We start from the raw sequence: 23,889 nt of genomic DNA, 5'->3' as shown, positions 1-23,889 counted from the left end.
GCCAGAGAACAGAATTCCCTAGCATGGGCATGGCCAGCCTGGTACCGGACTGCTATTCCTTTGAGCTTAATAAATCACTAACATCTTTTCGCCCTCACGCCTACCTTTGGGCTTCGTTCGAAACCCAAGCCACGCTCCTCCGCTAACCCACCCTCAATGTCTGACCCGCACGCCAAAGCCGCCCATTCCAAAACCGAACTGCTCGCTCTTAAAAACGCTGAAGCGCTACTGGGCGGCGGCCAGGACCGCATCGACGCCCAGCACAAAAAAGGCAAGCTCACCGCCCGCGAGCGCATTGACCTGCTGATGGATGAAGGCTCGTTTGAGGAAATCGGCAAGTTTGTGATGCACCGCAGCAAGGACTTCGGCCTTGATAAGGAATACTACCTCGGCGATGGCGTGGTGACGGGCTACGGTACCGTGAACGGCCGCCTGGTGTACGTTTTCTCCCAGGACTTCACCGTATTCGGCGGCTCGCTGAGCGAGACGCACGCTGAGAAAATCGTCAAAATCATGGACCTGGCCATGAAAAATGGCGCCCCGGTAATCGGCCTCAACGACTCAGGGGGGGCCCGCATTCAGGAAGGCGTGGTAAGCCTGGGCGGCTACGCCGACATCTTCTACAAGAACACCCTGGCCTCGGGGGTGGTGCCGCAGCTCTCGGCCATCATGGGGCCCTGCGCGGGCGGCGCGGTGTACTCGCCGGCCATTACCGACTTCATCCTGATGGTGGAGAATACGAGCTACATGTTCGTAACCGGCCCCAACGTTGTGAAAACCGTGACGCACGAGAGCGTGACCAGCGAAGAGCTGGGCGGCGCCAGCACCCACTCGGCCAAGAGCGGCGTGACGCACTTCAGCTGTGCCAACGAAGTGGTGTGCATCAACCACCTCAAGCAGCTGCTGAGCTACATGCCCCAGAACTGCGAGGAAACCGCTCCGGCCCAGCCCTATGAGGCCAGCGACGACGAAAGCCGCGCCGTGCTCGACAGCATCGTGCCGGACAATGCCAACCAGCCCTACGACATTCGGGAGGTGATTGACGGCATCATCGACGCGGGCTCCTTCCTGGAAGTACACCAGAACTTTGCCGAGAACATTGTGGTAGGCTTTGCCCGCCTGGCCGGCCGCAGCATCGGCATTGTGGGCAACCAGCCTGCGGTGCTGGCCGGCGTGCTCGACATCAACGCCAGCACCAAGGCGGCCCGCTTCGTGCGCTTCTGCGACTCGTTCAACATTCCGCTGCTGGTGCTGGAAGACGTGCCCGGCTTCCTGCCCGGCACCGACCAGGAGTGGCGCGGCATCATCACCAACGGCGCCAAGCTGCTTTATGCGTTCTGCGAAGCCACGGTGCCGCGCATCACGGTTATCACCCGCAAGGCCTACGGCGGTGCATACGACGTGATGAACTCCAAGCACATTGGTGCCGACATGAACTACGCCTGGCCCACGGCCGAAATTGCCGTGATGGGTGCCAAGGGCGCGGCTGAAATCATTTTCAAGCGGGAAATTGCCGCTGCCGCCGACCCCGAAGCCAAGCTGCAGGAAAAGGTAGACGAGTACCAAGAAAAGTTTGCCACGCCCTACCGCGCCGCCCACCGCGGCTTCGTCGACGAGGTAATTCTACCCTCGCAGACCCGGCAGAAGCTTATTCGGGCCTTTAAGATGCTGGAAAACAAAGTAGACCAGCTGCCCCGCAAGAAGCACGGCAACATTCCGCTGTAAGAAAATACTGTCAGGCTGCCGGAAGAAGCATCTTATCCGCGCTGCTTGCGTTAGTCAATCCGAAAAATCAACCGGCGTCGACAAGGCGATTATCCCGTCCTTGCCGGCAGCGCCCTACGCTCAGGACACCTACTATGCGCCCCGAATCTTTCGAATTTCTCCAGAACTACCTCAACAACCCCTCTCCCACTGGCTTCGAGAAGGAAGGCCAGAAGCTGTGGCTGGAATACCTCAAGCCCTACATCGACACGCACTTCGTTGATACTTATGGCACCGTGGTGGGGGTAATTAACCCCGAGGCCAAGTACAAGGTGGTGATTGAGGCCCACGCCGACGAAATCAGCTACTTCGTCAACTACATCACCAAGGAAGGCTACCTCTACCTGCGCCGCAACGGCGGCTCCGACCCGCTGGTGGCCCCAAGCAAGCGTGTTAATATTCACACGGCTAAGGGCATTGTGAAGGCTGTATTTGGCTGGCCGGCCATTCATGTGCGCAAAGTGGAGCAGGATAAGGCCCCCACTATCGAAACGGTGTACCTGGACTGTGGCGCGGCTTCCAAGGAAGAGGTTGAGGAAATGGGCATTCACGTGGGCTCGGTCGTCACCTTTGAAGACGAGTTCATGGTGATGAACGACAAGTTCTACGTGGGCCGTGCCCTCGACAACCGCGTGGGCGGCTTCATGATTGCCGAGGTGGCCCGCCTGCTCAAAGAGAACAACAAGACCCTGCCCTTTGGCCTGTATATCGTTAATGCCGTGCAGGAAGAAGTTGGCCTGCGCGGTGCCGAGATGGTGGCCCACCGCATCAACCCCGACGTGGCCATCGTGACCGACGTCACCCACGACAGCCAGTCGCCGATGTACGACAAGAAAACGGCGGGCGACATTTCCTGCGGCAAAGGCCCGGTAATTACCTATGGCCCGGCAGTGCAGAACAACCTGCGCGACCTGATTATTGAAACGGCCCAAAAGGCCGAGATACCGTTCCAGCGCGCGGCCGCCACCCGCGCCACCGGCACCGATACCGACGCCTTCGCCTATTCCGGCGCCGGGGTAGCATCTGCCCTGATTTCGCTGCCCCTGAAATACATGCACACCACCGTCGAAACCGTGCACAAAGAGGATGTGGAGAACGTAACCCGCCTGATTTACGAGACGCTGCTGCGCATCGAGGATGGCCACGATTTCCGGTACTTCGCCTAACCCGCAGGAAGGCATAGCCAAGCATGGATTTCGCGGGTTTTAGCTTCGCTAACCTTCGTTGTAGACGACTCCCTTTTGCCATCAAAAACAAAAAGGCTGCCCGGTGGGGCGGCCTTTTTGCGTTTTCTTTAGTATGTACTTACGCCTTGCTTACGCCTGCGCCATTCATAAAATCCGTGGAATCCGACAAATCCGATAAATCCGTGGTTCAGACGCCACTTTCCGTAACCGACCAGATGGGACGCCGGGTCACGGTGCCGTTTCCGCCCCGGCGCATTGTGTCGTTGGTTCCCTCCCAAACGGAGTTGTTATTCGACCTGGGCTTAGGGAATAGAGTGGTGGGCGTCACTAAATTCTGCATTCATCCCCAGGAAGCACGCACAAAGGCGGAGGTAATTGGCGGCACCAAGAACTTTAATTTCGATAAGATTGCCGAGCTGCAGCCCGACCTGGTTATCGGCAACAAGGAAGAGAATTATCAGGCCGGCATTGAAGAGCTGGCAGCGAAATACCCGGTTTGGATGAGCGACATCAGCAACCTGGACGAAGCCCTGCAGATGATTAAGCGCCTGGGATTTATTGTGGGCGCGAAAGCAGCAGCAGACGCTATGGCGGAGAAGATTGAGCTGTCGTTTTCTGAGCTTGCCTCCTCTGTGCCTGCCAATCCCGGCACGGCGGCGTATTTCATCTGGCGCAAGCCCTACATGGTAGCCGCGCCCGGCACTTTCATCGACGATATGCTGCAGCGGGCCGGCCTGCGCAATGTATTTGCGGACTTAAGCCGCTACCCGGAAATTTCTGCCGGGCAGCTGGCAGCCGCCGCGCCGGAACGCATTTTACTTTCTTCGGAGCCCTACCCCTTCGCAGAAAAGCACCTGGCCGAGTTCCAGCAGATTTGCCCGGCGGCTAGAGTGAAGATTGTAGATGGCGAATTATTCAGCTGGTACGGCAGCCGGCTGCAGCATTCGGCCCGCTATTTCCAGCAGCTGCTTTAGCTGACTTGAAAGCCTGCCGCGCTCAGCTCATCCCAGAAACGCGGGTAAGACTTGCGTACTACCGCCGGAGACTCAATCTGCAGGGGGCCCAGCAGGGCCAGCGGCGCGAAGGCCATGGCCATGCGGTGGTCGTGGTAGGTAGCCACCGTTTGGCCGCTCACGCGGAAGCCCGAGGCGCTAACCTGAAAAGCGCCCGGGGCGCCCTCGGTAAGGGCAGCACCGAACTTGGCCAGCTCTACCTGTAGCGCAGCTATTCTGTCTGTTTCCTTGATGCGCAGACTTTGCAGCCCTTTCATCGTAATTGGCAGGCCCAGTGCCGCCGCTACCACAGCCACCGTCTGCGCCAGGTCGGGGCAGTCGGTAAAGTCATAGCTGAGGTCCCTGTTGCTCAAGGGCAGGGTTTTCAGAAGTCTCACGCCCTCGGGCAGGAACTCGGTTTTCACCCCAAAGTCCTGCATCATGCCCGCAATGGCCTGGTCGCCCTGCCAGGAATGCTCACGCAGCCCCGGTAGGGTAAGCTCAGAGCCGGCTGGCGCCAGGGCCAGCATGGCATACCAGTAGCTGGCGGCCGACCAGTCGGCCTCTACCCGGTAGCTGGCCGGCTGGTAGCCGCCGGGCTGAACAACAATTCCGGTGGGGCCTTCTTCCTGAATGACCGCCCCAAAGTGGTGCATCAGCGCCAGGGTCATGTTGATGTAGGGACGGGAGCCGATGTGGCCGGTTAGCTGCAGGCGCAGGCCCGCCGGCAGCGCAGCCCCCACCATCAGCAGGGCCGAAATGTACTGGCTGCTGATGTCGCCGCGCACCGTTAGAGCCGGCATTTCAGCAGCTGTGCGGCTGGTAAAGCCGTCGAAGCGCAGGGGTGGGTAGCCCTCCTGCCCTTCATACTCAATAGCTGCGCCGAGCTGACGCAGCGCGTCGACGAGCACGGCAATGGGCCGTTCCAGCATGCGGGCCGTACCCGTGAGCCGGCCCCGCCAGCCAGTTACGGCCAGGTAAGCCGTCAGAAAGCGCATCACGGTGCCGGCGTCCTCGGCGCTGAGCTCCTGGCGGCCGGCAGCTTGACTTAACAAGCGCTGCATCAGCTGCGTGTCGTTGGCATCGGAGAGGTTGCCAAGCTGTCCGCTGCCAGCCAGGGCCTGCAGAATCAGGGCCCGGTTGCTCTCGCTTTTGGAAGCTGGCAGGGCCACGTTGCCCCGTAGCGGGCCGCCCGCCCAGGAAAGTTGGGTTATTGCATCCATGCAGTTTATTACAGCCGATGGTAATAGTGCAGCGATTCAGCAATTTCTGCTACTGTCACCACCTGGTTGAACACGCCGTTGCCGATGCCGTTGAGCAGCGTGCAGTTAATGGTTTTACCCCTGTTCTTCTTGTCCTGCAGGGCCAGCTCGGCAATGGTTTGGGTTTCAATCAGGATAAAAGGAACCCGCTCGTAGATGGACATCACAAACGTTTCAATCTTTTCCAGCTCTTCGGCTTCCAGCAGGCCGCGCTGTACTGAGAGCCAGCTTTCGCACACGATGCCGGCTGCCACGGCTTCGCCGTGCAGGATTTCCCGGCCGGGCTGGTTCAGCAGGTAGCTTTCCAGGGCGTGGCCCACGGTATGGCCGAAGTTGAGGAGCTTGCGCGGGCCGGCCTCCAGCGGGTCCTGCTCCACGATGCGCTGCTTGAGGGCTATTGACTCCTGAATGATGGGCGCCCAATCCTGGTTAAGCCAGCCCAGACGGCGCTGGGTATTAAATGCGTCGGCGTCGGCAATAAGCCAGTGTTTCAGCACCTCGGCGTAGCCTGCCTTTAGCTGGCGGGGGTCGAGCGTATCCAGAAAGCGTGGCTCAATAAATACCGCGGCTGCTTCCTGAAATACGCCCAGCTGGTTTTTGTAGCCTTGAAAGTCGATGCCCGTTTTACCGCCCACACTGGCATCTACCTGGGCCAGCAAGGTAGTCGGTACATGCACAAACCGAATGCCGCGCTTATAAAGCGCCGCACTGAACCCACCCAGGTCGGTGATAACACCACCGCCCAGGTTCACCAGCACGGCGTGCCGGTCGGCCCGCTGCTCGGTCAGCTGGCACCATACCTTGTCGCAGGTTGCCAAGGTTTTATACTCTTCGCCGTCTGGTATTTCAATCAGACAGTAGTCAGCTGGCAGCTGCGGCTCCAGCAAGGGCAGGCAATGACGGGCCGTGTGGTTGTCGGCCAGTACAAACACCCGGCTGACAGCCGGTCGGTACAGGAGCTCAGCCAACGCAGGCAGGGCTTCCGGCCCGATGGTGATAGTTGAATTCATTGCGCGAAAGTCAGGATAAAAAATTCAGTTAGCTACCATGCCTATACGCAACGGTCCAGGCCTGCAGCCGGTCTGGTCTCTAGCAGTCCAGAGGGCCCTGCTACGTACGTCACTTTATTTCTATAGCTTATGCACCGCCTTGCCTGTTCCCTATTCCTGGTATGCGCCGTCACTGCCATGGCTGGCTGCAAAAAGAATAACTGCACCCCCGAAGGGCTGACGGACTCCTGGAAGCTGACTCACCGTCAATGCTACTGCGCGCCCGGCCCGGTACCAAACGAAACGGTGACGTTTACCGCCAGCGGATTTTCCTTTTTTCGAGACGGTCAACTGGTATCCAGCGGGACTTATTCCTTGATTGCATCTTCCAGCGCCTGCGGAGGCAGAAGTGCTGGGCCAGGGCTGCAGCTCACGTATATCTCCGGCAGCAATCGGAGTACACAGGACGCCGCCTACAAGCTAAGCGGCAACCGCCTGGTGCTGGACTACGGGGGCCCCTGCGACGCCCCCGTCGACACCTACGAACGGGTGCGCTAAGCGTGCTCAACCCGCAGCTGCCCGGTTAGGAGCCGGGCACCTCGCCTACGGCCCGGTTCATTATTTCCGTCTGCTTGCGGATGCTTTCGATGTGAATGAGCTTGTAGAGCTCGGCCACGAATTTGTCGTTGACGCGCAGCCGGCCGGCCCATTCCGGACGGGTTGAAAAAATCTCCTGCCAGCGGTCGAGCTGCAGGATTTTCACGTTGTTTTCTTTTTTGTATTCGGCCAGCTCCTCTACCAGGGCCATGCGGCGGGCCAGGGCTTCCACAATCTCGCGGTCGGCCACATCCATCTTCTGACGCAGCTCTTCGGCCTTGTTCAGGTAGTCGGCGTTGTTGGAGGAGCGGTAGCGGTAATTCAGCTCGCCCAGGATTTCGCCCAGGCGCTGGGGCGTCACCTGCTGCTCGGCGTCGCTTAGCGCCCGGTCCGGGTCGGGGTGGGTTTCTATCATCAGGCCATCGTAGTCCAGGTCCAGGGCCTTCTGAGCAATGGGCAGCAGCAGGTCGCGGCGACCGCCGATATGGCTGGGGTCGCAGATAAGCGGCAGCTGGGGGAAGCGCGTCTTCAGCTCGATGGGCAGCATCCAGGTGGGGGCATTGCGGTACTTGCTAGGCGCGAAGGTGCTAAAGCCCCGGTGTATGGCCGCCAGGTCGGTAATACCGGCCCGCTCCATGCGCTCCAGGGCGCCGGCCCACAGCGCCACGTCGGGGTTTACCGGGTTCTTCACCATCACGGGCACCTTGGTGCCGGCCAGGGCATCGGCCAGCTCCTGCACGGCAAAGGGGTTTACCGTGGTGCGGGCCCCAATCCAGAGCACGTCCACTTCGTGGCGCAGGGCTTCTTCCACGTGGCGGGGCGTGGCCACTTCCACGGTTGTAGGCAGGCCGGTTTCGGCCTTCACCCGCTGCAGCCAGGGCAGGGCCACGCTGCCCATGCCCTCAAACGAGCCGGGCCGGGTACGGGGCTTCCAGATACCGGCTCGAAACAAATCAACTTTGCCCAGGGCTTTCAGGCCGTGGGCAGTAGCCAGCACCTGTTCTTCCGTTTCGGCGCTACAGGGGCCGGCAATTAGCAAAGGCTGTCCTTTCTGGGCCAGAAGATGGGTGAAATACGTATCTAAAACGAGGGGAATTTCCATAAGGGCTGAAGTCAGGAGGGCGTCCCGATTTACGGGTGCCGAAAGGTCGGCAAAAGGTAACTCTCCCGCTTGAAACGATGTTTACGGGCTAACTTCGCCCCCTCAGCTCTAGCCCGGCTTGCACCCTAACTTCCCACCCATGCCCGTTCCGCCCCTCACCCAGGCCCCCGCTGTTTCTTTCGACGACACCCGCGTCGCATTTGCCTCTAAGTCAGATACCCAGCTGCGCAAGATGTATGCGCTGTTTGCTGCCATGAATAACGGCAGCCTGGTAAAAACCGGCAGCGGGTTGATGAAAGCCGCCTTAAAATGGGGCCTGCCCGGCACAAAATTTCTCATCAAGCACTCCATTTTTGAGCAGTTCTGCGGCGGCGAAACCATTGCCGAATGCCGACCGGTAACCCAGGAGTTGGGCAAGTACAACATTGGCACTATCCTCGACTACTCCGTAGAGGGCGAGGGCAGCGACCAGAGCTACGACCGCACCTTGCAGGAGCTGCTCGCCACCATCGACGAGGCTCATCGCTCCAAGCATATTCCCTTTTCCGTATTCAAGGTGACCGGCATTGCTGACGTCGCCATTCTGGAAAAGATTCAGGCTGGTCAGTCTCTCAGCACCGCCGAGCAAACCGCTCACACCCGCGCCCTGGCCCGCGTAGATGCCCTGTGTGCCCGCGCCCACCAGCACGGCGTGCGTTTGTTTATCGATGCGGAAGAAAGCTGGTTTCAGCAAACCATCGACGACCTTACCTATGAGATGATGGCCCGGTACAACCGTGAAACGGCCATTGTGTGGAACACTTACCAGCTGTACCGCCACGACCGTCTCGACGCCCTGAAGGCTGCGCACGACACGGCCGAGCGGGCGGGCTACTACATCGGTGCCAAGCTGGTGCGCGGGGCTTACATGGAAAAGGAAGCCCGCGTAGCCAGGCAGCGCGGCTATACCAACCCCATCAACCCCAGCAAGCAGGCTACCGACGACCTGTACGATGAAGCCCTGCGCTACTGCGTCAAGCACGTTGACCGCATCAGCATCTGCGCCGGCACCCATAATGAAGCCAGCTCCCTGCTGCTCACCCAGCTTATGCAGAAGGCTGGCCTAGCTCCTAGTGACCCGCGCATCTGGTTTGCCCAGCTCTATGGCATGAGCGACAACCTCACCTATAACCTGGCCAACGCCGGCTATAACACTGCCAAGTACCTACCTTATGGGCCCGTGGAGGCCGTAATGCCTTATCTGCTGCGCCGGGCCGATGAAAATACGGCCATTGCGGGGCAGAGCAGCCGGGAGTTTCTGCTTATTCAAAAGGAAATACAGCGCCGCAAAGGCCGCTAACGCCGCTCTTTTCCCCGGCACTGACAGCTGGGGAGCTCCCACCCAGTTTGGCTGTTGGCCTCGCTGTTTTTGTTACTTTTTCGGCTACTAAACGTATTTACCTTACTATGATTGGTCGCATTCGCACGTATCTCATCCGCTATGCCCGGAATCAGACAGGCACTGTGAGCTACCTTACGCTGGTGCAAGAGGCCGAGCTGGGTCTTAACCTGGACATCTCCCACGAGAAGTCCCGCCTCAATGAGATGCTGGCCGAAATCTCCATGACCGAGCAGGAAGAAGGGCGCCCCCCGTTGAGCTGCCTGGTGAAAGTGCAGGGCTCAAAAGGCCAGGGCGACAACTTCTACAAGCTCTGCGAGAAGATGGGCATGGGGGAATGGCGCAGCCTGAAGCAGGATGAGAATTTTTTAAAGAATCTAATCAGCGAGTGCCGCACTTTCTGGCGCGACGACGAGCATTATCAGCAGTACGCTTAGGCTCGCCTGCTATTTAGAAGTATTGCCTCCCAAGCTGCCCATATCTTTTGCAGTTCAGAATCGGAAGCGGAAGTAAAGGAATAATTGGGGCTTTGTAACCCCGACCGGAGTAGTGCCGTTAAATGGCTCATCCAGCGAATCTGCTGGAGTAGAAATTCATTTTTCTCCTTTCCACATTTCCTTACTTACCATGAACACCAACGATTCGAACAACCCGCAAAATACCGGCACTGGTGCCGGCTCCAACTACGGAACCCGCACTACCGGTACCGGTATGGGCAACAGCACAGGTTCGAGCAACGAAAGCACTTCCTATAATGCCGGCACTGGTGCCGACTATGGCACTACGGGCTCCGGCTCGTCGATGAGCGGCGGCGCCAACACGACTAACCGCGTTGATGGCGACGATTTCAGCGCCACGCAAAAAGGTGCCAACATGGCCGGTACGCCCGGTGCTATGGTTGGTCGCGCAGTAGATGGCATTCAAAACACGGCCGACCATGCAGCTCATGCTGCTACCGGCCAGCCTTATGACTCCCGCCCCGGCATGGGCATGACCGGTATGTTCCGCGACCGTGACAGCGCCGAGCGCGCTTATCAGTCGCTTTCTTCGCGTGGCTACGGCAAAGACGATGTTAACGTGCTGATGTCGGATGAAACCCGCAAAACGCACTTCGGCGACGACACGCGCCGCACGGAGCTGGGCGACAAGGCTATGGAAGGTGCCGGCGTAGGTTCGGCCATCGGTGGCACCGCTGGTGCTATTATCGGTGCCATCGCCGCCATCGGTACTTCGGTAGCCCTGCCCGGCCTAGGCCTGATTGTTGCCGGCCCGCTGGCAGCTGCACTGGCCGGCGCCGGCGCCGGTGGCCTCACGGGTGGCCTGGTAGGTGCCCTGGTTGGCTCGGGCATTCCCGAAGAGCATGCTGCTGAGTATGAAAGCGGCATCAAGAACGGCGGCATTGTGATGGGCGTGAAGCCCCGCAACGAAGAAGATGCCCGCTACTTCGAAGAAGAGTTCCGTCGTCACAACGGCGACAAGATTTACAAGTACTAACCCTGTACTGCAGGCTTCGGCCTGGAATTTGCAAAAAGCCTTCCCCACCTGGGGAAGGCTTTTTTTTGCAACCACCCAGGCACTTAACTGGTCTGTGTGCGACGGGTAGCACTGCTGCTCTTAATTGGGCACTTATTTCACCCCCTCTGGCGTTTTCGCCGTAATAAGGGAGATTGCAGCCGGCTCAGGCTTTCCCGTATATTTGATACCCATCTTTATTTTTCTGTTCTGCTGATGTCTTTCCCTCGCTTGAAAATCGGTTTGTATGCCTTTTTGGTGACGGCCGTGTTTGTCCTGGCTTCTTACCGGCTGTTTCGGCGAGCCGACTCGGCGGCGCCGAGTAAAGATGAAGTACTGATTGCTACGATGCTGCAAGGGTTATCGGCCGCTCACTACCAACCCGAAAAAGTAGACGACGCCTTCTCCCGGCGCGTGTTCGACCTCTACCTAAAGCGGCTCGACTACCGCAAGAAGTTTCTCCTGGCCAGCGATGTAGAGCAGCTGCGCAAATACCAGCTGCAGATTGACGACCAGGTAAAGCGTGGCACCCACGAGTTTCTGGACCTGAGCACCAAGCTCATGGCCGAGCGTACCAAGGAGATGCAGGGTCTGTACCGGGAGTTGCTGGCCAAGCCTTTCGACTTTACGGTAGAAGAAACCTTCCAAACCGACTTCGAGAAGGCCGCATTCCCGGCCGATAAAGCTGCTCAGCGCGAGCAGTGGCGCAAGCTGCTCAAGTACGAGACGCTGACCCGCATCTCGGAAATGATGGATGCCCAGGAAAAAACCAAGGAAAAGAAACCCGTAGCGACGGCCGAGCCCGGCGCCGCTAACGCTGACGCTCCCACGGAGCCCGAGCCGCCCCGCACCCCTGCCCAGATGGAGGCCGAGGCCCGCAAGCGCGTGCTGAAGTACTACGACGACCAGTTTGCCGACATCCTGGAATCGGACGCCAACGAGCGGCTGAGTACCTACGCCAACACCATCGCCAATACCTACGACCCGCACACCGAGTACTTCGCTCCGCGCGAGAAGCAGGACTTCGACATTGCCATGACCGGCCGCTTCGAAGGCATTGGAGCTACGCTGCGCGAGAAAGACGGGCTGATTTATGTCGACGACATCGTACCCGGCTCGGCCTCTTCGCGCCAGGGACAGCTCAAAAAGGGCGATGCCATACTGCGCGTGGCGCAGGGTGCCGCCGAGCCGGTAAGCATTGAGGGCTGGCGCACGGCCAAAGCTGTAACCCTGATTCGGGGAAAGAAGGGCTCTGAGGTGCGCCTGACGGTGAAGAAGCCCGATGGCAGCACGCACATTATTCCCATTATCCGCGACGTGGTGGTGATTGAGGAAACTTACGCGCAGTCGGCCACCATTAATGACAAAGGCCAGAAAATTGGCTACCTGCGCCTGCCTACCTTCTATGCCGACTTCAACGACAACGGCGGCCGCAGCTCGGCCGAAGACGTGAAGAAGGAGCTGGCCAAGCTGAACCAGGAAGGTGTGAAGGGGGTAATTTTTGACCTGCGCTTCAATGGTGGCGGCTCGCTGACGGACGCCGTGGAGATGGCCGGCCTCTTTATGGAAAGTGGCCCCATGGTGCAGGTGCGCGACGGCCAGGGCCGCACGCAGGTGCTGAACGACAAAGACCCGCGGGTGCAGTACAGCGGCCCGCTGGTGGTGCTGGTGAACAAGTACAGCGCCTCGGCCTCCGAGATTCTGGCCGCCGCCATCCAGGACTACAAGCGCGGTGTGGTGATGGGGGCCGCCAGCACCTACGGCAAAGGCACGGTACAGCGCATCTTCGACCTCGACGAAGCCCTGCCGGCCGAGCTGAATAACATCAAGCCCATTGGCTCGCTCAAGCTTACCACGCAGAAATTTTACCGCGTGAATGGTGGCTCTACGCAGTTTAAGGGCGTGGTTCCGGACATTGTGCTGCCCGATGCTTACGCTTACCTCGACCAGGGCGAAAAGGAAACCGACTATCCGCTGAAGTGGGACGAGATTCAGCCCGCCCGCTACCGTCCCTGGGACAATGCTCCTGCCATTGACAAGCTGCGCGCCAACAGCAAAACCCGGGTAGCGACCAGCCCCAGCTTTAAGGTGCTGGACGAAATTGCCCAGCGCATGCGCAAGCGCAAAGATGAAACGGTGGTTTCGCTGAAGCTTGCGGCTTACCGGGCCGAGCAGCAGGTGGCCAAAGCTGAGGCCGATAAGTACGATGCGACCCAAAAGGCGGCTACGGCTCTGGCCTTCTCTCCCCTCTCAGCTGATGTGAAGGCCCTGGGTGGCGACACGGTGAAAATTAACCGCGCTTCGCGCTTTACCAAGAACCTGCGTAAGGACATTATTCTGGGTGAAGCCATTGCGGTGATACAGGACCAGACTAAGTAAGAGCGACTTACTTTTAAGAAAGCCTCTGCATCGAAAAGATGTGGAGGCTTTTTTTGTGCCTGCCATGCTCACTATTCTGGCTGGCAATCAGCCGTAATTTTCCAAAGCAATGCCTATCAAATTACTGAGTATAATACACTGTTTTACAGCGGTTAATTTTTAGTAAAATCAGCCAATATTTTTAGCAAATAGGCAACCAAAACCTTGGCCATGCTGTTTAACAATCATGAAGACTACAGAGGAAACCCGCATCATTCCGCTCATCCCGCAGACGGAGTCTGTGAACGATGAGCAACAGCAGAAGCTAGCCGACGAAACCTGGCGCAAGTCTATCCCGGCACAGGTTTTCCTCAACTACTTCTTTGCTATTAACTATCACATTCAGGAAAATGACGACCTGCTTGGTGGGCTGCAGCATGTGCCTTTCCTACGCAGCCATCAGGCTGACCTAGGTGAGGCCGACATTGCCGCCATTACCAAGCTGCTGCACACCTGCTGGAGCACCGAGTACGCGCTGCGGGCCACAGCTGAGCTGGGCGACGAAAACTTCCTGCGCAATGCCTTGCACTGGACTTTCCCGCAGGCCTACCATGCCGTGCTGTCGGGCCTGCAGGCCTTCCTGTACACCACCGGCGTGCGCTCCAACAACAGCCAGCTGATTCGCCGCGAGGTGGGCCGCCTGGTGGTGAAGAATGCCTACCCGCGTCCGGTGTCGTTCTACGCGGCCGGCTCGTACGGCGACTTTAGCATACACCGCCTGCCCCTGGCCGGCTACAAGGCCGGGCTGCACATTGCCAGCAAGGAGATTGACGCCCAGGCTCAGATTGGGCAGATGCTGCGCACTACGCGCAAGATGAAAGCCCAGTGGACGCGCCAACAGGTGCAGGCCAACCCCAACACGGCCATCCGCAGCCAGAAAACCGGCAAGCCCCTGGATAAGTGGACGGCTGCGCACTGGCAGCAGATTACCTGGCGCCTGGGTTACACCACCATCTTCGACCTGCTGGGCCGCCTGCGCATCTCCCAGACCAGCCGTGAGATTGAGCGCTACGTGGAAGCCGATATCGACTTCCGCCTTTTTCACAGCTCGCTGCTCAACATCGTGAGCTACCTTAACGGGGTGCACGAAACCTACGTGGCCAAGGCCATGGGCCTGGAGCGCTACCGCCAGCTGGTGGAGGAGCTTCCCACCCACCTGCAGGCCGGCTTCGTGCAGGAGCGCCTGCGCAGCCGCGTAGAGCCCGTGCTGGCCCCCCAGGCTCCTCAGGCCGATTCGCAGACCTTGCGCATGGCGGCTTAAGCCTGAACCACGGATTGGCTACGCCGAACTTCGTTCGACACGGATTTGTTGGATTGCACGGATTTTGTAGTCGATTACAGACGGCCACCGCTTAAGCCGGCAGATAATAAAGCCGCTCCCGTTCGGAGCGGCTTTTTTCGTGCCGTACTTTTGCGGTTCATTTCAAATCAAACCACGCCCCGGCCTGCACTGGCAGACCAGCGGTTTTCCGGCTGAATCGTCCACGAAATCCGTGGAATCCGAAAAATCCGTGTCAATCCGTGGTTCAGACAATACTATGCACCACCTCAGCGAACAGGAAATACTGCGCCGCCAAAAGCTCGAAGAGCTGCACAAGCTCGGCATTGAGCCCTATCCGTCGGAATTGTTCGACGTAACGTTCTACGCCCAGGAGATTCACGACAACTACCATCCCGAGCTCAACAACTTCCAGGAAGTAAGCATGGCGGGCCGCCTGATGTCGTCGCGCGTGATGGGTAAGGCCTCCTTTGCCGAGCTGATGGATACCACCGGCCGCATTCAGCTGTACGTGAACCGCGACGAAATTTGCCCCGGCGACGACAAAGAGCTCTACAACACCGTATTTAAGAAGCTGCTTGACCTGGGCGACTTCATTGGGGTGAAGGGACGGGTGTTTAAGACGCAGGTAGGCGAAACCTCGGTGCACGTAACCGAGCTGAAGCTGCTGGCCAAAGCCCTGCGCCCCCTGCCGGTGGTGAAAACCCAGAAAAATGAGGAAACCGGCGAAATCACAACCTATGACGCCTTCACTGACCCCGAGCAGCGCTACCGGCAGCGCTACGTGGACCTGGTGGTGAACCCGCAGGTGCGCGAGACATTCATCAAGCGCAGCCAGCTGGTGCAGGCCATGCGCAACTACCTGAACGACAAAGGCTACCTGGAGGTGGAAACACCCATCCTGCAGCCCCTGTACGGTGGGGCCGCCGCGCGCCCCTTCAAAACCCACCACAATACGCTGGACATGACGCTGTACCTGCGCATTGCCAACGAGCTGTACCTGAAGCGACTCATTGTGGGTGGCTTTGATGGGGTATATGAGTTCAGCAAGGACTTCCGCAACGAAGGCATGTCGCGCTTCCACAACCCGGAGTTTACGCAAATGGAGCTCTACGTAGCCTACAAGGACTACGCCTGGATGATGGACCTGGTAGAGGAAATGGTGGAGCGGGTTGCTTTGGCCCTGCACGGCCAGACCGAGGTGCGGGTGGGCGACAACCTCATCAACTTCCAGCGGCCCTGGCAGCGCTACACCATGTTTGAGGCCATCGAGAAGTACACCGGCGAGGCCATCGGCGACATGGACGAAGCCGCATTGCGCGAAACCGCCAGGAAGCTGAACGTGCACCTTGACCCCAGCATGGGCAAAGCCAAAATAATCGACGAGATTTTTGGTGAGCACGTGGAGGGCAAGCTCATTCAGCCCACCTTTATCACCGACTACCCCGTGGAGATGTCGCCGCTGGCCAAAAAGCACCGCGACCGGCCCGGCATGGTGGAGCGCTTCGAGGCCATCTGCAACGGCAAGGAAATCTGCAACGCCTTCTCCGAGCTGAACGACCCCATCGACCAGCGGCAGCGCTTCGAGGAGCAGCTGGAGCTGGGCAAGCGCGGCGATACCGAAGCCATGGTGCTCGACGAAGACTTCCTGCGTGCCCTGGAGTACGGCATGCCGCCCACGGCCGGCCTGGGCATCGGCATCGACCGCCTGAGCATGATTATGACCAACTCCCACTCCATTCAGGACGTGCTGTTCTTCCCGCAGATGCGGCCGGAGTAGTCAATCTGTGGTTCAGATAATCGAAAGGCCCCACACGAAATGTCGTGCGGGGCCTTTCTTTTACAACCTTCTTACCCTTCAAACCGCTGTTATTAACAGAAGCTTGCGATGGACATGTCTGATTTTACTACTAAAATTGTCTACCCCAATTTTAATAGAAGCTCCTACTGTCGGCAATTTTACTGTTACTACGTTTCGGTCTTCTTTCAAGCCGGTTGTGAGGTGTTTAACGCAGAGGCTTAACCGGGGTTACACTGGCACGCCTTTTTTTTCTATTACTACAGCGCAACTCAATGGACTGAGTCGCTGGATTCTGGTTTCTGCCCCTCATTCATGGGGTCGTACACGCTGGTATTGTTGAGGCCAAGCAAGAGGCGGTCGGCGGCATTCTTGTGCTCCATTACTTCGGAATACTCATTCGTATGGCCGGTGCTGGAGGCCAGACCCTGCAGCTTGCCCAGGTTATCCTTTACCAGCTTGCTGAGGTCGCCGCCCCATTTAGAGGCGGAGCGGCGCAGGCCTGCCCGGGTTTCTTCGCCGGTTTCGGGCGCGAGCAGCAAGCCCGCCACAATGCCGGCTGTGGCTCCGGCCAGCAGTGAAAAAATTACTTTACCCTTGTCGTCTTTCATGGTGCTGGAAAATAAGGTGAAACGGTAGTAATGCATAACGAGTAAATACGGCTTGTTGTTGGACAATAAAAAAGCCCTGCACTTTAGAATGCAGGGCTTTTTTATTGCAAAGGCCGATTACATATCGTTCAGCATGCGGGTAATTTCGGCTTTGCCTTTGCCGAGCTTTTCCTGCAGGCGGCCTACAAGCTGGTCGCCCTGGCCCTCAGTATACGTCAGGTCTTCATCGGTAAGCTGGCCATATTGCTCTTTCAGGCGGCCTTTGATGTCGTTCCAGTCGCCTTTCATGCTCAGGCTGCTGCCGGCGCCGGTGATGCCCATATCTTCGAGCTTTTCAACGTAGCCTTTGAAACGAGTCTCCAGGTCGGCGCCCAGGCGGCTGGCTTGTTCGCCCAGCTGCCCGCTGTATTTGGTGGCAATGCCCTTCCAGTTTTCGCGGGTAGCCGAGCCCTTATCGGGAGCCAGCAGCATCCCGGCAATGATGCCGGCACCGGCACCGGCCAGAGCGGCCAGAAGAATTTTGCCAGCGTTGTTGTCTTCTTCGTAGTACGACATGGTATTAGGAGAGAAAAAGGGAGTGAAAGATGTAGCGATGTTACGAAATACAGACTAAAAAATCTGTATTCAACAGATGTTTGGTTTGGATGCTATACGTCAAGCAAGGTCAGGGGTTGAGCTTACATTAAAAAAAGCCCGTTTATTGTTTTCAGTACAGGTAGTGGCTGAAATTAATTGTTAGGTGTAGCTTCGTTTTTTACTACGAATTGTCCGACTATGAAAAGGTACTGTTCTATTTTTCTGCTTGCCATCCTGGTTGGAGCCTGCCAGAGCGGCAACACGCAAACTGGGGCTACGGCCAGTGCCGACGACTGCATCGACCCCCGCAAGGTGAATCCGGATGCCATGTGTACCATGGACTACAAGCCGGTGTGTGGCTGCAACGGCAAAACCTACAGCAATGCCTGCATGGCATCCAACGCCGGGGTGCGCACCTTCACGGAGGGACCCTGCCCGGAAAAAACCGCCAAATAAGCCCGGTGCCCATGACAGAAAAAGCCAGCTACCGCGACTTTTGCCGCACGGCGCCCGACGTGCCGGTGTTTGCGCAGGACTGGTACCTGGATGCCTGTGCGGCCGGAGGCGACTGGGATGTGGTGCTGGCCCGCGACAGCGGACGCATTGTAGCGGCGCTGCCCTTTTTTTATAAGCAGCGCGGGCCATTCCGCTACGCAACCATGCCGCCCTTTGTAAAAATGCTGGGGCCGTACTTATTGCCGGAGTTTCGGGGCATTTTAAAAAAAGAGCACCCTATTTATTCCGAATTAATTGCGCAGCTACCCGCGTTTGCTGCATTTAAGCAGAATTTTTATCCTACCTGCACCAATTGGCTGCCTTTTTACTGGGAAAAATTTCAGCAAACCACTTACTACACCTACCGGCTGCATCAGGTGCAGCAGCTAAAGCACATTGAAGCGGGTATTAATCGCAACATTCGGCGTAACCTGCAGAAGGCGCGGGAACAGGTACGCGTGGTGCACGACTTTTCGGCCGAGCAGTTCTATCAGCTCAACAAGATGAGCTTTGACCGGCAGGGGCTGCCCATGCCTTATTCCTGGGAGCAGTTTCGCCGGCACGACCAGGCCCTGGCCCAGGCGGAGGCACGGCAGTTTTTCTTCGCGGTAGATGCTCAAGGCCGCATTCACTCGGCTGCCTACCTCATCTGGGACCGGCAGACAGCGTACTACCATTTGTCGGGCGACGACCCGGCCCTGCGCGAGAGCGGGGCGGGAATTCTACTGATTTGGGAAGCCATTCGCTACACCAGCGAGGTGCTGGGGCTGGACTGCTTCGACTTTGAAGGCAGCATGCTGCCGGCAGTGGAGCGCATCCGGGTGCAGTTTGGGGCGGTGCAGACGCCTTATTTCTTTGTCTGGAAAACCAACTCCCGGCTGTTTGGGCTGTTGGAGAAGCTGAAAGGCTAAGCAGAGCAGTTAGCCTCTTTGCTACGAGTGGCCGCATGCGGCAGCGGTGGCAAGCCCGTTTTCTTTAACTCCTATCATCTCATCACCTTGATAACAATGAAAAGCTACTTCCTGAACCCCTCCCCTTTCGTGGTACCCACTACCGACGGCAAGCTCATTGAAGAGCACGTGGGCCTGGCCAGCACCAGCACCGGCAGCTATAGCCTGGCGCACATGGTGGCGCCGCCGCAGTGGAGCGAGCCCCATCAGACTCCGGAATTCGACGAGTTTACCATTGTGGTGCGGGGCCGCAAGCGCTTCGAGATTGACGGCGACGTAGTTGAGCTGCAGGCCGGGCAGGCGTTGCTCATCAAGGGCGGGGCGCGGGTGCGCTACTCCAACCCCTTCGAGGAAGAGTGCGAGTACTGGTCCATATGCGTGCCGGCCTTTAACCCGGCTACCGTGCACCGCGAAGAATAGCTGCACCCATCTCCACAACACTATTACATCAACTCCGATGGACCAGCGCATCATCAACCTCTTCGACGAGTACACGCACCGGCCCCTGAGCCGCCAGGAATTTCTGAGGCGTCTGGTGCAGCTGGCGGGCAGCACGGCCCTGGCTACCTCGGCGCTGGCGCTGCTGGAGCCCGGCTATGCCCAGGCGGCGCCGCTGACTCCGGCAGACCGGGGCTATGCAACCGAGGAGGAGGAAGTAAGCTGGGAAGGAGACGGCGCCACGATGCGCGGCTTGCTGGTGCGTCCACAGCGCAGGAAAAAGCGCGGGGCTGTGGTTGTAATTCACGAAAACCGGGGCCTGACACCCCATATCAAAGATGTAACGAGACGTATTGCAAATCAGGCCGGCTATGTGGCACTGGGCGTGGATGCCTTGTCGGTATTCGGGGGCACGCCGGCCGATGAAGACAAAGGCCGGGAACTGATTGGCAAGCTCGACCCGCAGCAGAACCTGAACAACTACCTGCTGGCCCTGGCTTACCTGCGGGCGCGGCCCGACAGCAACGGCCGCACGGGCTGCGTGGGCTTCTGCTGGGGTGGCGCCATGGCCAATAAGCTGGCTATTGCCGACCCTAAGCTGAACGCCGCTGTTGCCTACTATGGCACTCAGCCTAAGGACGGCGACCTGTCAAAAATCAAAGCCCGGCTGATGCTACACTACGCCGGGCTCGATGAGCGGGTGAATGCCGGGATGAATGCCTACGCCCTGGCGCTGACTACGGCTGGCGTGAAATACGAGCAATACCTGTACGAAGGCGTCAACCACGCCTTCAACAACGACTCCTCCCCTGCGCGTTACAATGGAGAGGCCGCTGAGCTGGCCTGGAAGCGTACCCTGCGGCTGTTTAAGGAGGAGCTGAAGTAGCGCGGCACTCTCCAGCTCTGCCCAGATAAAAGCAAGTAGCGGAAGCCAGTCCCTTATCGGGCACCTGGCTTCCGCTACTTCATTATGAGCAAGCGGCTACCCTTATTCCACTACCAGACGCTTGGCTGTTGCTCCTTGCGCCAGGCGAACCTGCACGGTATACACCCCGGGGGCCGCCCCTCAAGGGTAAGCGGCGCATTCCTTCCAGGCGGTTTAGCTGAACTGCCTTCCCGCGCTACGGGCGAGCGGTGGCCGGGCAGGCCGGCAGCCATACTGCAGGTTAAGCCGCAGGCTCTGAGCAGGATTCTGACCACCGGAAAAAGCTTTAATTTCTTAACTAAATGCGCCGGAGGTAGTGATTCGAAAAACCACCGTGCCTACATTTACGATACTACAGGCATGGCATCATTTTCAGCACCTTATCATGAAGACCTTATCCCTGTGCGCGGCGTTTATTCTTCTGTGCTGGTCCCTGGCTGCTCAGGCCCAAACCAGCCGGATGCCTAAAGACAACTGGTGTATTCAGAAGTCCACCGATGAAGACAATAACATGGTTTTCATCACGGCCAATCTGGGCTACCGGGACTACGGATTTAAGGCCGAATTTCCCTGGTGCCTGTCGGTGAACATGACCATCATTGATAAGAACTTCAACGGCCACCCCACCGCCCCGGAAGCCTTGGTTCTCAACCAGGCCGAAGACCTTATCACGGCTGAGCTGGAGAAAGTGGGCGTAACGCACTTCGTGGGCCGCACCACCGTGAATGGCTCCCGGGTGCTGTACTACTTCGTGGCCGACCCCGACAAAGCCAATGAAGCGCTGGTGCCCATGACCAAAACCCATCAAATCAGGGAGTGGGAATACCGCATGGAACAGGACCACCAATGGCTGCGCGTAGCATCCTTTTTCGATAAGAACGCGCAGTGCCTGTAGCTTCAGAGCAAAGTAGAGCTGAAAATAATGCGTGCACCGGGCCGCAGCCCCGGGTACCCACCCACCTGAAAAACATGCCAGCTCTACCTTTAACCCAGAATTGCAGGCACAGCTCACCTTTTGCGAGCTGCTTTAATTGTCGGAATGAGGCATAAATACTTATTAATTACAGGCATCGTTCTGCTGAGCGCCTGCAAAAAGGACCAGGAAGAGGCTCCGTTAGAAGTTAGCGGGGAATACCAGACCGGAACTACCCTTCACGCCGCTCCCATTGAGCTGTATACCAGAGCGGGGCTGGTTAATAATGCGCAGGTGGTAGACGCCTTTATTCAGCGCAACAGTATTAGAACGCCCTATTTCTTTTCCCGCACCGATGTCCCGCTGGGCGGCACTACCCCGTCGAGGCTAAGCATCAATGCAAGTGGACAGGCGAAGCTAATAGCTCCCGGGCAGCCCGGTGCCGATACCCTCCGTGCGCAAGTAATCAGCCAGCAACCCGACCGCCTCGTACTAGCTGGCCCCGATTCTACTAGCCGCATTGTGTCGTTGCCCCTGAACCGCTGCGACTTCTTGGAAGAGAAAGTACAGCTGGTGGTTCCTGCCAAGCGAACCCGCGACTTTAGCAGCTCCACGGGCTACGGACGCTCTACCAGGTATCTCCCTATTAAGGTTATTGGCATTCGAAACCGGCAGCTGTACATTCCGTTTTTAAGCTGGGCCGTCAAGCATACGGGCACCCAAACAGGCACCTGCATGACTGCTGCATTCGGAAGCTGGAATTTTTTCGACCCCGCCATACTCAGCCAGCTAACTACCGGCGACACCATCGTCGTGCAGAGGCGGGAAATCAGCCTACACAAGCAATAGCAACCACAGAATAGTTGACAGCAACGGGCCCCGAACCAAACAACCCGGCACGTCATTGCTGGCAGCGTAGGGCATACCGGCACGGGGCGTAATATCCTTTTTGCTTCAGTCTCCACCTAGCCATTGCCCTGACAACATAAGGAAGCTGCGCCTGCTTATCAGCGGCAGTGCTCCTCTCCAAACAGGCCCATGCCTCTTCTCTCCGTCACCGACATTACCCTGCACGAGCACGGCAGCACGGTCCTTCACCCCATCAGCTTCCAGCAGCAGCAAGGCCAGAAGCTGGCCCTGGCCGGCGAGTCGGGCACCGGCAAAAGCACCCTGCTGCAAATTATTGCCGGCCTGATTCAGCCCACTGCCGGCGAGGTGCGCGTGGATGGCAGCCGCGTACGCGGCCCTCAGGAAGTGCTGGTTCCCGGTCATGCGGGTGTGGCATACCTCAATCAGAAGTCGGAGCTGCCCAAGTCGCTGCGCGTGGAGCAGGTGCTGCGCTACGCCAGCAAGCGCCCCGCCGCCGAAGCCCAGGCCCTGTTCGAGCTGTGCCACATCGGCCACCTGCTCGGGCGCCGCACCAACCAGCTTTCCGGGGGCGAGCAGCAGCGCGTGGCCCTGGCCCGGCTGCTGCTGGGCGCCCCGCGCCTGCTGCTGCTCGACGAGCCTTTTTCCAACCTCGACCGCGCCCACAAGCGCACCATGCAGGCCATTGTCGAAGACCTGGGCAGCCGCCTGGGAATTACCTGCCTGCTCGTGTCGCACGATGCCGCCGATACCCTGCCCTGGGCCGATGAAATTCTGGTGCTGCAGCAGGGCCGCCTGGTGCAGCAGGGCCCGCCGGCCCACATCTACCAGCAGCCCGTGAACGAGTACACGGCGGCCTTGTTTGGCGACTACAACCTGGTGCAGGGTGCCGACCGCCGCGCTCTGTTGCCGGGCCAGCGCATTCCGGCGGGCGCCTTGCTGCTTCGGCCCGAACAGCTGCGCCTGGGCCCACCCGGCAGTGGGGCCCCGGGAGTCGTCCGGGCCCTGCGCTTTCTGGGTAGCTACTACGAGGTGGAAATTGCGCTGGGGGCCACGATTATCCGGGCACGAACCGATGCGCGCACCCTTGCCAGCGGCGACCTTGTGCATCTCTCCGTTAGCGGGAAGCCTACCTTTATTACCGAATAAGACGCTTTTTATGAACATCGAAGAGCTGCAGACCATCTGCCAGCAGCTGCCGGGCACTACCGAAGACATTAAGTGGGACTACCACCTCTGCTTTAATGTGGGCGGTAAGATGTACCTCATCACCTCGCCCGATGAAGCCCCGCCTTCAGCCTCCTTCACTACCACACCGGAAGGCTTTGAGGAGCTGACAGCCCGGGCGGGAATCAACGCCCAGAAGCACCTCGGTCGCTACGGATGGGTGCAGGTCGACGACATCAACCTGCTTACGCTCGCCCAGTGGCAGCACTACATCCGGGAGTCTTACCTACGGGTGGCGTCCAAGCTTTCCCTCAAGCTGCGCAAGCAGCTGGGTATTGTAGCCACCTCATAAGCTCCTTATTCCTAAGGAAAAGTTGCAGGCGTATGTCCGTACTTCGCCCTCGGGCAGGTAAATGGCTTGCCGGGTCAGCAGCAGGATTAGAAACAGGACTTACGCAAAATCGCTTCTTCTATTATTTCCCGCAGTTTGCGCAGTGGCCGCCGTGTTGTTCTATTCATTTGAACGACCACTGCGGGAAACAAGTGCGGCAACAAAGTGCAAAAGTCCTGAGAAGATGTCGGCATCAGAGCCATTGCAGCAGTTCGGCAGGAGGCGCAAGCCTGCGCGCAGCACGTTCGGAGTGCTATGGAAGCGGGGCGCGGGGTAGC

The 23,889-nt window shown here is 58.4% G+C and carries 23 protein-coding genes and 1 pseudogene; 19 read left to right on the top strand and 5 right to left on the bottom strand.

From position 1 onward, the window contains the following. Positions 1 to 156: 156 nt before the first annotated feature. From ABD919_RS23160 to ABD919_RS23150, 3 genes are all read left to right on the top strand, one after another. The gene (locus ABD919_RS23160) at positions 157 to 1,725 is read left to right on the top strand and encodes an acyl-CoA carboxylase subunit beta (RefSeq protein WP_345238475.1); all 1,569 of its coding nucleotides are present in this window, start codon (positions 157 to 159) and stop codon (positions 1,723 to 1,725) included. 134 nt (positions 1,726 to 1,859) lie between these two features. Continuing rightward, positions 1,860 to 2,930: a M42 family metallopeptidase gene (locus tag ABD919_RS23155; protein ID WP_345238474.1), complete on the top strand. Its 1,071-nt coding sequence runs from the start codon at positions 1,860 to 1,862 to the stop codon at positions 2,928 to 2,930. A gap of 176 nt (positions 2,931 to 3,106) precedes the next feature. Next, on the top strand, positions 3,107 to 3,925 hold the full coding sequence (locus ABD919_RS23150) for a helical backbone metal receptor (RefSeq protein WP_345238473.1): 819 nt from the start codon (positions 3,107 to 3,109) through the stop codon (positions 3,923 to 3,925). Here ABD919_RS23150 and ABD919_RS23145 read toward each other — a convergent pair. Both ABD919_RS23145 and aroB read right to left on the bottom strand, forming a co-directional pair. Next, on the bottom strand, positions 3,922 to 5,166 hold the full coding sequence (locus tag ABD919_RS23145) for a 3-phosphoshikimate 1-carboxyvinyltransferase (protein WP_345238472.1): 1,245 nt from the start codon (positions 5,164 to 5,166) through the stop codon (positions 3,922 to 3,924). The two genes, ABD919_RS23150 and ABD919_RS23145, sit on opposite strands and share 4 nt — an antisense overlap. Positions 5,167 to 5,174: 8 nt before the next feature. After that, positions 5,175 to 6,215, bottom strand: coding sequence for a 3-dehydroquinate synthase (gene aroB, locus ABD919_RS23140; protein WP_345238471.1), 1,041 nt, complete (start codon positions 6,213 to 6,215; stop codon positions 5,175 to 5,177). A gap of 354 nt (positions 6,216 to 6,569) precedes the next feature. On the opposite strand from aroB, the gene ABD919_RS23135 reads away from it, so the two are divergent. Then, positions 6,570 to 6,752: a hypothetical protein gene (locus tag ABD919_RS23135; protein ID WP_345238470.1), complete on the top strand. Its 183-nt coding sequence runs from the start codon at positions 6,570 to 6,572 to the stop codon at positions 6,750 to 6,752. Between the two features lie 25 nt (positions 6,753 to 6,777). Here the strand turns inward: ABD919_RS23135 and ABD919_RS23130 are convergent, their stop codons facing one another. Next, complete coding sequence (locus ABD919_RS23130; RefSeq protein WP_345238469.1) at positions 6,778 to 7,893, bottom strand: chorismate mutase; 1,116 nt, start codon at positions 7,891 to 7,893, stop codon at positions 6,778 to 6,780. Between the two features lie 139 nt (positions 7,894 to 8,032). On the opposite strand from ABD919_RS23130, the gene ABD919_RS23125 reads away from it, so the two are divergent. The 6 genes from ABD919_RS23125 to lysS all read left to right on the top strand — a co-directional run bounded on the left by ABD919_RS23125 (position 8,033) and on the right by lysS (position 16,260). Then, on the top strand, positions 8,033 to 9,232 hold the full coding sequence (locus tag ABD919_RS23125; RefSeq protein WP_345238468.1) for a proline dehydrogenase family protein: 1,200 nt from the start codon (positions 8,033 to 8,035) through the stop codon (positions 9,230 to 9,232). A gap of 107 nt (positions 9,233 to 9,339) precedes the next feature. Further along, a complete protein-coding gene (locus ABD919_RS23120; RefSeq protein WP_345238467.1) occupies positions 9,340 to 9,708 on the top strand; it encodes a hypothetical protein in 369 nt (122 codons plus the stop codon). 562 nt (positions 9,709 to 10,270) lie between these two features. After that, the gene (locus ABD919_RS24045) at positions 10,271 to 10,765 is read left to right on the top strand and encodes a hypothetical protein (protein WP_425556434.1); all 495 of its coding nucleotides are present in this window, start codon (positions 10,271 to 10,273) and stop codon (positions 10,763 to 10,765) included. A gap of 234 nt (positions 10,766 to 10,999) precedes the next feature. Continuing rightward, a complete protein-coding gene (locus ABD919_RS23110; RefSeq protein WP_345238465.1) occupies positions 11,000 to 13,162 on the top strand; it encodes a carboxy terminal-processing peptidase in 2,163 nt (720 codons plus the stop codon). 226 nt (positions 13,163 to 13,388) lie between these two features. Further along, the gene (locus tag ABD919_RS23105; RefSeq protein WP_345238464.1) at positions 13,389 to 14,462 is read left to right on the top strand and encodes a hypothetical protein; all 1,074 of its coding nucleotides are present in this window, start codon (positions 13,389 to 13,391) and stop codon (positions 14,460 to 14,462) included. Between the two features lie 277 nt (positions 14,463 to 14,739). Then, positions 14,740 to 16,260 carry a lysine--tRNA ligase gene (gene lysS, locus ABD919_RS23100; RefSeq protein WP_345238463.1) on the top strand — a complete coding sequence of 507 codons (1,521 nt, stop codon included), beginning with the start codon at positions 14,740 to 14,742 and terminating at the stop codon, positions 16,258 to 16,260. 290 nt (positions 16,261 to 16,550) lie between these two features. Here lysS and ABD919_RS23095 read toward each other — a convergent pair whose 3' ends face one another. Then, entirely contained in the window at positions 16,551 to 16,889 is a 339-nt protein-coding gene (locus tag ABD919_RS23095; RefSeq protein ID WP_345238462.1) for a YtxH domain-containing protein, read from the bottom strand. Positions 16,890 to 17,006: 117 nt separating this feature from the next. Then, the gene (locus tag ABD919_RS23090) at positions 17,007 to 17,444 is read right to left on the bottom strand and encodes a CsbD family protein (RefSeq protein WP_345238461.1); all 438 of its coding nucleotides are present in this window, start codon (positions 17,442 to 17,444) and stop codon (positions 17,007 to 17,009) included. A 219-nt stretch (positions 17,445 to 17,663) separates the two neighbouring features. Here ABD919_RS23090 and ABD919_RS23085 point away from each other — a divergent pair, with 219 nt between their 5' ends. The 9 genes and pseudogenes from ABD919_RS23085 (at position 17,664) to ABD919_RS23050 (ending at position 23,572) form a co-directional block, all read left to right on the top strand. Next, a complete protein-coding gene (locus ABD919_RS23085) occupies positions 17,664 to 17,921 on the top strand; it encodes a Kazal-type serine protease inhibitor family protein (RefSeq protein ID WP_345238460.1) in 258 nt (85 codons plus the stop codon). Between the two features lie 11 nt (positions 17,922 to 17,932). Further along, positions 17,933 to 18,871 (top strand): GNAT family N-acetyltransferase, encoded by a 939-nt coding sequence (locus ABD919_RS23080; RefSeq protein WP_345238459.1) that lies wholly within the window; start codon positions 17,933 to 17,935, stop codon positions 18,869 to 18,871. Positions 18,872 to 18,967: 96 nt separating this feature from the next. Beyond that, the gene (locus tag ABD919_RS23075) at positions 18,968 to 19,330 is read left to right on the top strand and encodes a cupin domain-containing protein (protein WP_345238458.1); all 363 of its coding nucleotides are present in this window, start codon (positions 18,968 to 18,970) and stop codon (positions 19,328 to 19,330) included. Between the two features lie 37 nt (positions 19,331 to 19,367). Next, on the top strand, positions 19,368 to 20,234 hold the full coding sequence (locus ABD919_RS23070) for a dienelactone hydrolase family protein (protein ID WP_345238457.1): 867 nt from the start codon (positions 19,368 to 19,370) through the stop codon (positions 20,232 to 20,234). Between the two features lie 424 nt (positions 20,235 to 20,658). Further along, complete coding sequence (locus ABD919_RS23065; RefSeq protein WP_345238456.1) at positions 20,659 to 21,168, top strand: DUF695 domain-containing protein; 510 nt, start codon at positions 20,659 to 20,661, stop codon at positions 21,166 to 21,168. 144 nt (positions 21,169 to 21,312) lie between these two features. Then, positions 21,313 to 22,035 (top strand): hypothetical protein, encoded by a 723-nt coding sequence (locus ABD919_RS23060; protein ID WP_345238455.1) that lies wholly within the window; start codon positions 21,313 to 21,315, stop codon positions 22,033 to 22,035. A gap of 189 nt (positions 22,036 to 22,224) precedes the next feature. Further along, positions 22,225 to 22,686: pseudogene (locus ABD919_RS24040) on the top strand (ATP-binding cassette domain-containing protein); the annotation flags it as partial. 42 nt (positions 22,687 to 22,728) lie between these two features. Continuing rightward, a complete protein-coding gene (locus tag ABD919_RS24035; RefSeq protein WP_425556433.1) occupies positions 22,729 to 23,202 on the top strand; it encodes a TOBE domain-containing protein in 474 nt (157 codons plus the stop codon). 10 nt (positions 23,203 to 23,212) lie between these two features. After that, positions 23,213 to 23,572 carry an MmcQ/YjbR family DNA-binding protein gene (locus tag ABD919_RS23050; protein ID WP_345238453.1) on the top strand — a complete coding sequence of 120 codons (360 nt, stop codon included), beginning with the start codon at positions 23,213 to 23,215 and terminating at the stop codon, positions 23,570 to 23,572. Positions 23,573 to 23,889: the final 317 nt, after the last annotated feature.

Source organism: Hymenobacter saemangeumensis, assembly GCF_039541835.1.
Taxonomy (GTDB): Bacteria; Bacteroidota; Bacteroidia; order Cytophagales; family Hymenobacteraceae; genus Hymenobacter; species Hymenobacter saemangeumensis.
Note: the sequence above shows the minus strand (reverse complement) of the source record. Positions and strands in the feature narration are given on the sequence as shown.

Bases quoted from the DNA above. Each gene is read 5' to 3' on its own strand.
- ABD919_RS23160 (WP_345238475.1), top strand. From the start codon at position 157: ATGTCTGACCCGCACGCCAAAGCCGCCCATTCCAAAACCGAACTGCTC.
- ABD919_RS23155 (WP_345238474.1), top strand. From the start codon at position 1,860: ATGCGCCCCGAATCTTTCGAATTTCTCCAGAACTACCTCAACAACCCC.
- ABD919_RS23145 (WP_345238472.1), bottom strand. From the start codon at position 5,166: ATGGATGCAATAACCCAACTTTCCTGGGCGGGCGGCCCGCTACGGGGC.
- aroB (WP_345238471.1), bottom strand. From the start codon at position 6,215: ATGAATTCAACTATCACCATCGGGCCGGAAGCCCTGCCTGCGTTGGCT.
- ABD919_RS23130 (WP_345238469.1), bottom strand. From the start codon at position 7,893: ATGGAAATTCCCCTCGTTTTAGATACGTATTTCACCCATCTTCTGGCC.
- ABD919_RS23125 (WP_345238468.1), top strand. From the start codon at position 8,033: ATGCCCGTTCCGCCCCTCACCCAGGCCCCCGCTGTTTCTTTCGACGAC.
- ABD919_RS23120 (WP_345238467.1), top strand. From the start codon at position 9,340: ATGATTGGTCGCATTCGCACGTATCTCATCCGCTATGCCCGGAATCAG.
- ABD919_RS24045 (WP_425556434.1), top strand. From the start codon at position 10,271: ATGTTCCGCGACCGTGACAGCGCCGAGCGCGCTTATCAGTCGCTTTCT.
- ABD919_RS23110 (WP_345238465.1), top strand. From the start codon at position 11,000: ATGTCTTTCCCTCGCTTGAAAATCGGTTTGTATGCCTTTTTGGTGACG.
- ABD919_RS23105 (WP_345238464.1), top strand. From the start codon at position 13,389: ATGAAGACTACAGAGGAAACCCGCATCATTCCGCTCATCCCGCAGACG.
- lysS (WP_345238463.1), top strand. From the start codon at position 14,740: ATGCACCACCTCAGCGAACAGGAAATACTGCGCCGCCAAAAGCTCGAA.
- ABD919_RS23095 (WP_345238462.1), bottom strand. From the start codon at position 16,889: ATGAAAGACGACAAGGGTAAAGTAATTTTTTCACTGCTGGCCGGAGCC.
- ABD919_RS23090 (WP_345238461.1), bottom strand. From the start codon at position 17,444: ATGTCGTACTACGAAGAAGACAACAACGCTGGCAAAATTCTTCTGGCC.
- ABD919_RS23085 (WP_345238460.1), top strand. From the start codon at position 17,664: ATGAAAAGGTACTGTTCTATTTTTCTGCTTGCCATCCTGGTTGGAGCC.
- ABD919_RS23080 (WP_345238459.1), top strand. From the start codon at position 17,933: ATGACAGAAAAAGCCAGCTACCGCGACTTTTGCCGCACGGCGCCCGAC.
- ABD919_RS23075 (WP_345238458.1), top strand. From the start codon at position 18,968: ATGAAAAGCTACTTCCTGAACCCCTCCCCTTTCGTGGTACCCACTACC.
- ABD919_RS23070 (WP_345238457.1), top strand. From the start codon at position 19,368: ATGGACCAGCGCATCATCAACCTCTTCGACGAGTACACGCACCGGCCC.
- ABD919_RS23065 (WP_345238456.1), top strand. From the start codon at position 20,659: ATGAAGACCTTATCCCTGTGCGCGGCGTTTATTCTTCTGTGCTGGTCC.
- ABD919_RS23060 (WP_345238455.1), top strand. From the start codon at position 21,313: ATGAGGCATAAATACTTATTAATTACAGGCATCGTTCTGCTGAGCGCC.
- ABD919_RS24035 (WP_425556433.1), top strand. From the start codon at position 22,729: ATGCAGGCCATTGTCGAAGACCTGGGCAGCCGCCTGGGAATTACCTGC.
- ABD919_RS23050 (WP_345238453.1), top strand. From the start codon at position 23,213: ATGAACATCGAAGAGCTGCAGACCATCTGCCAGCAGCTGCCGGGCACT.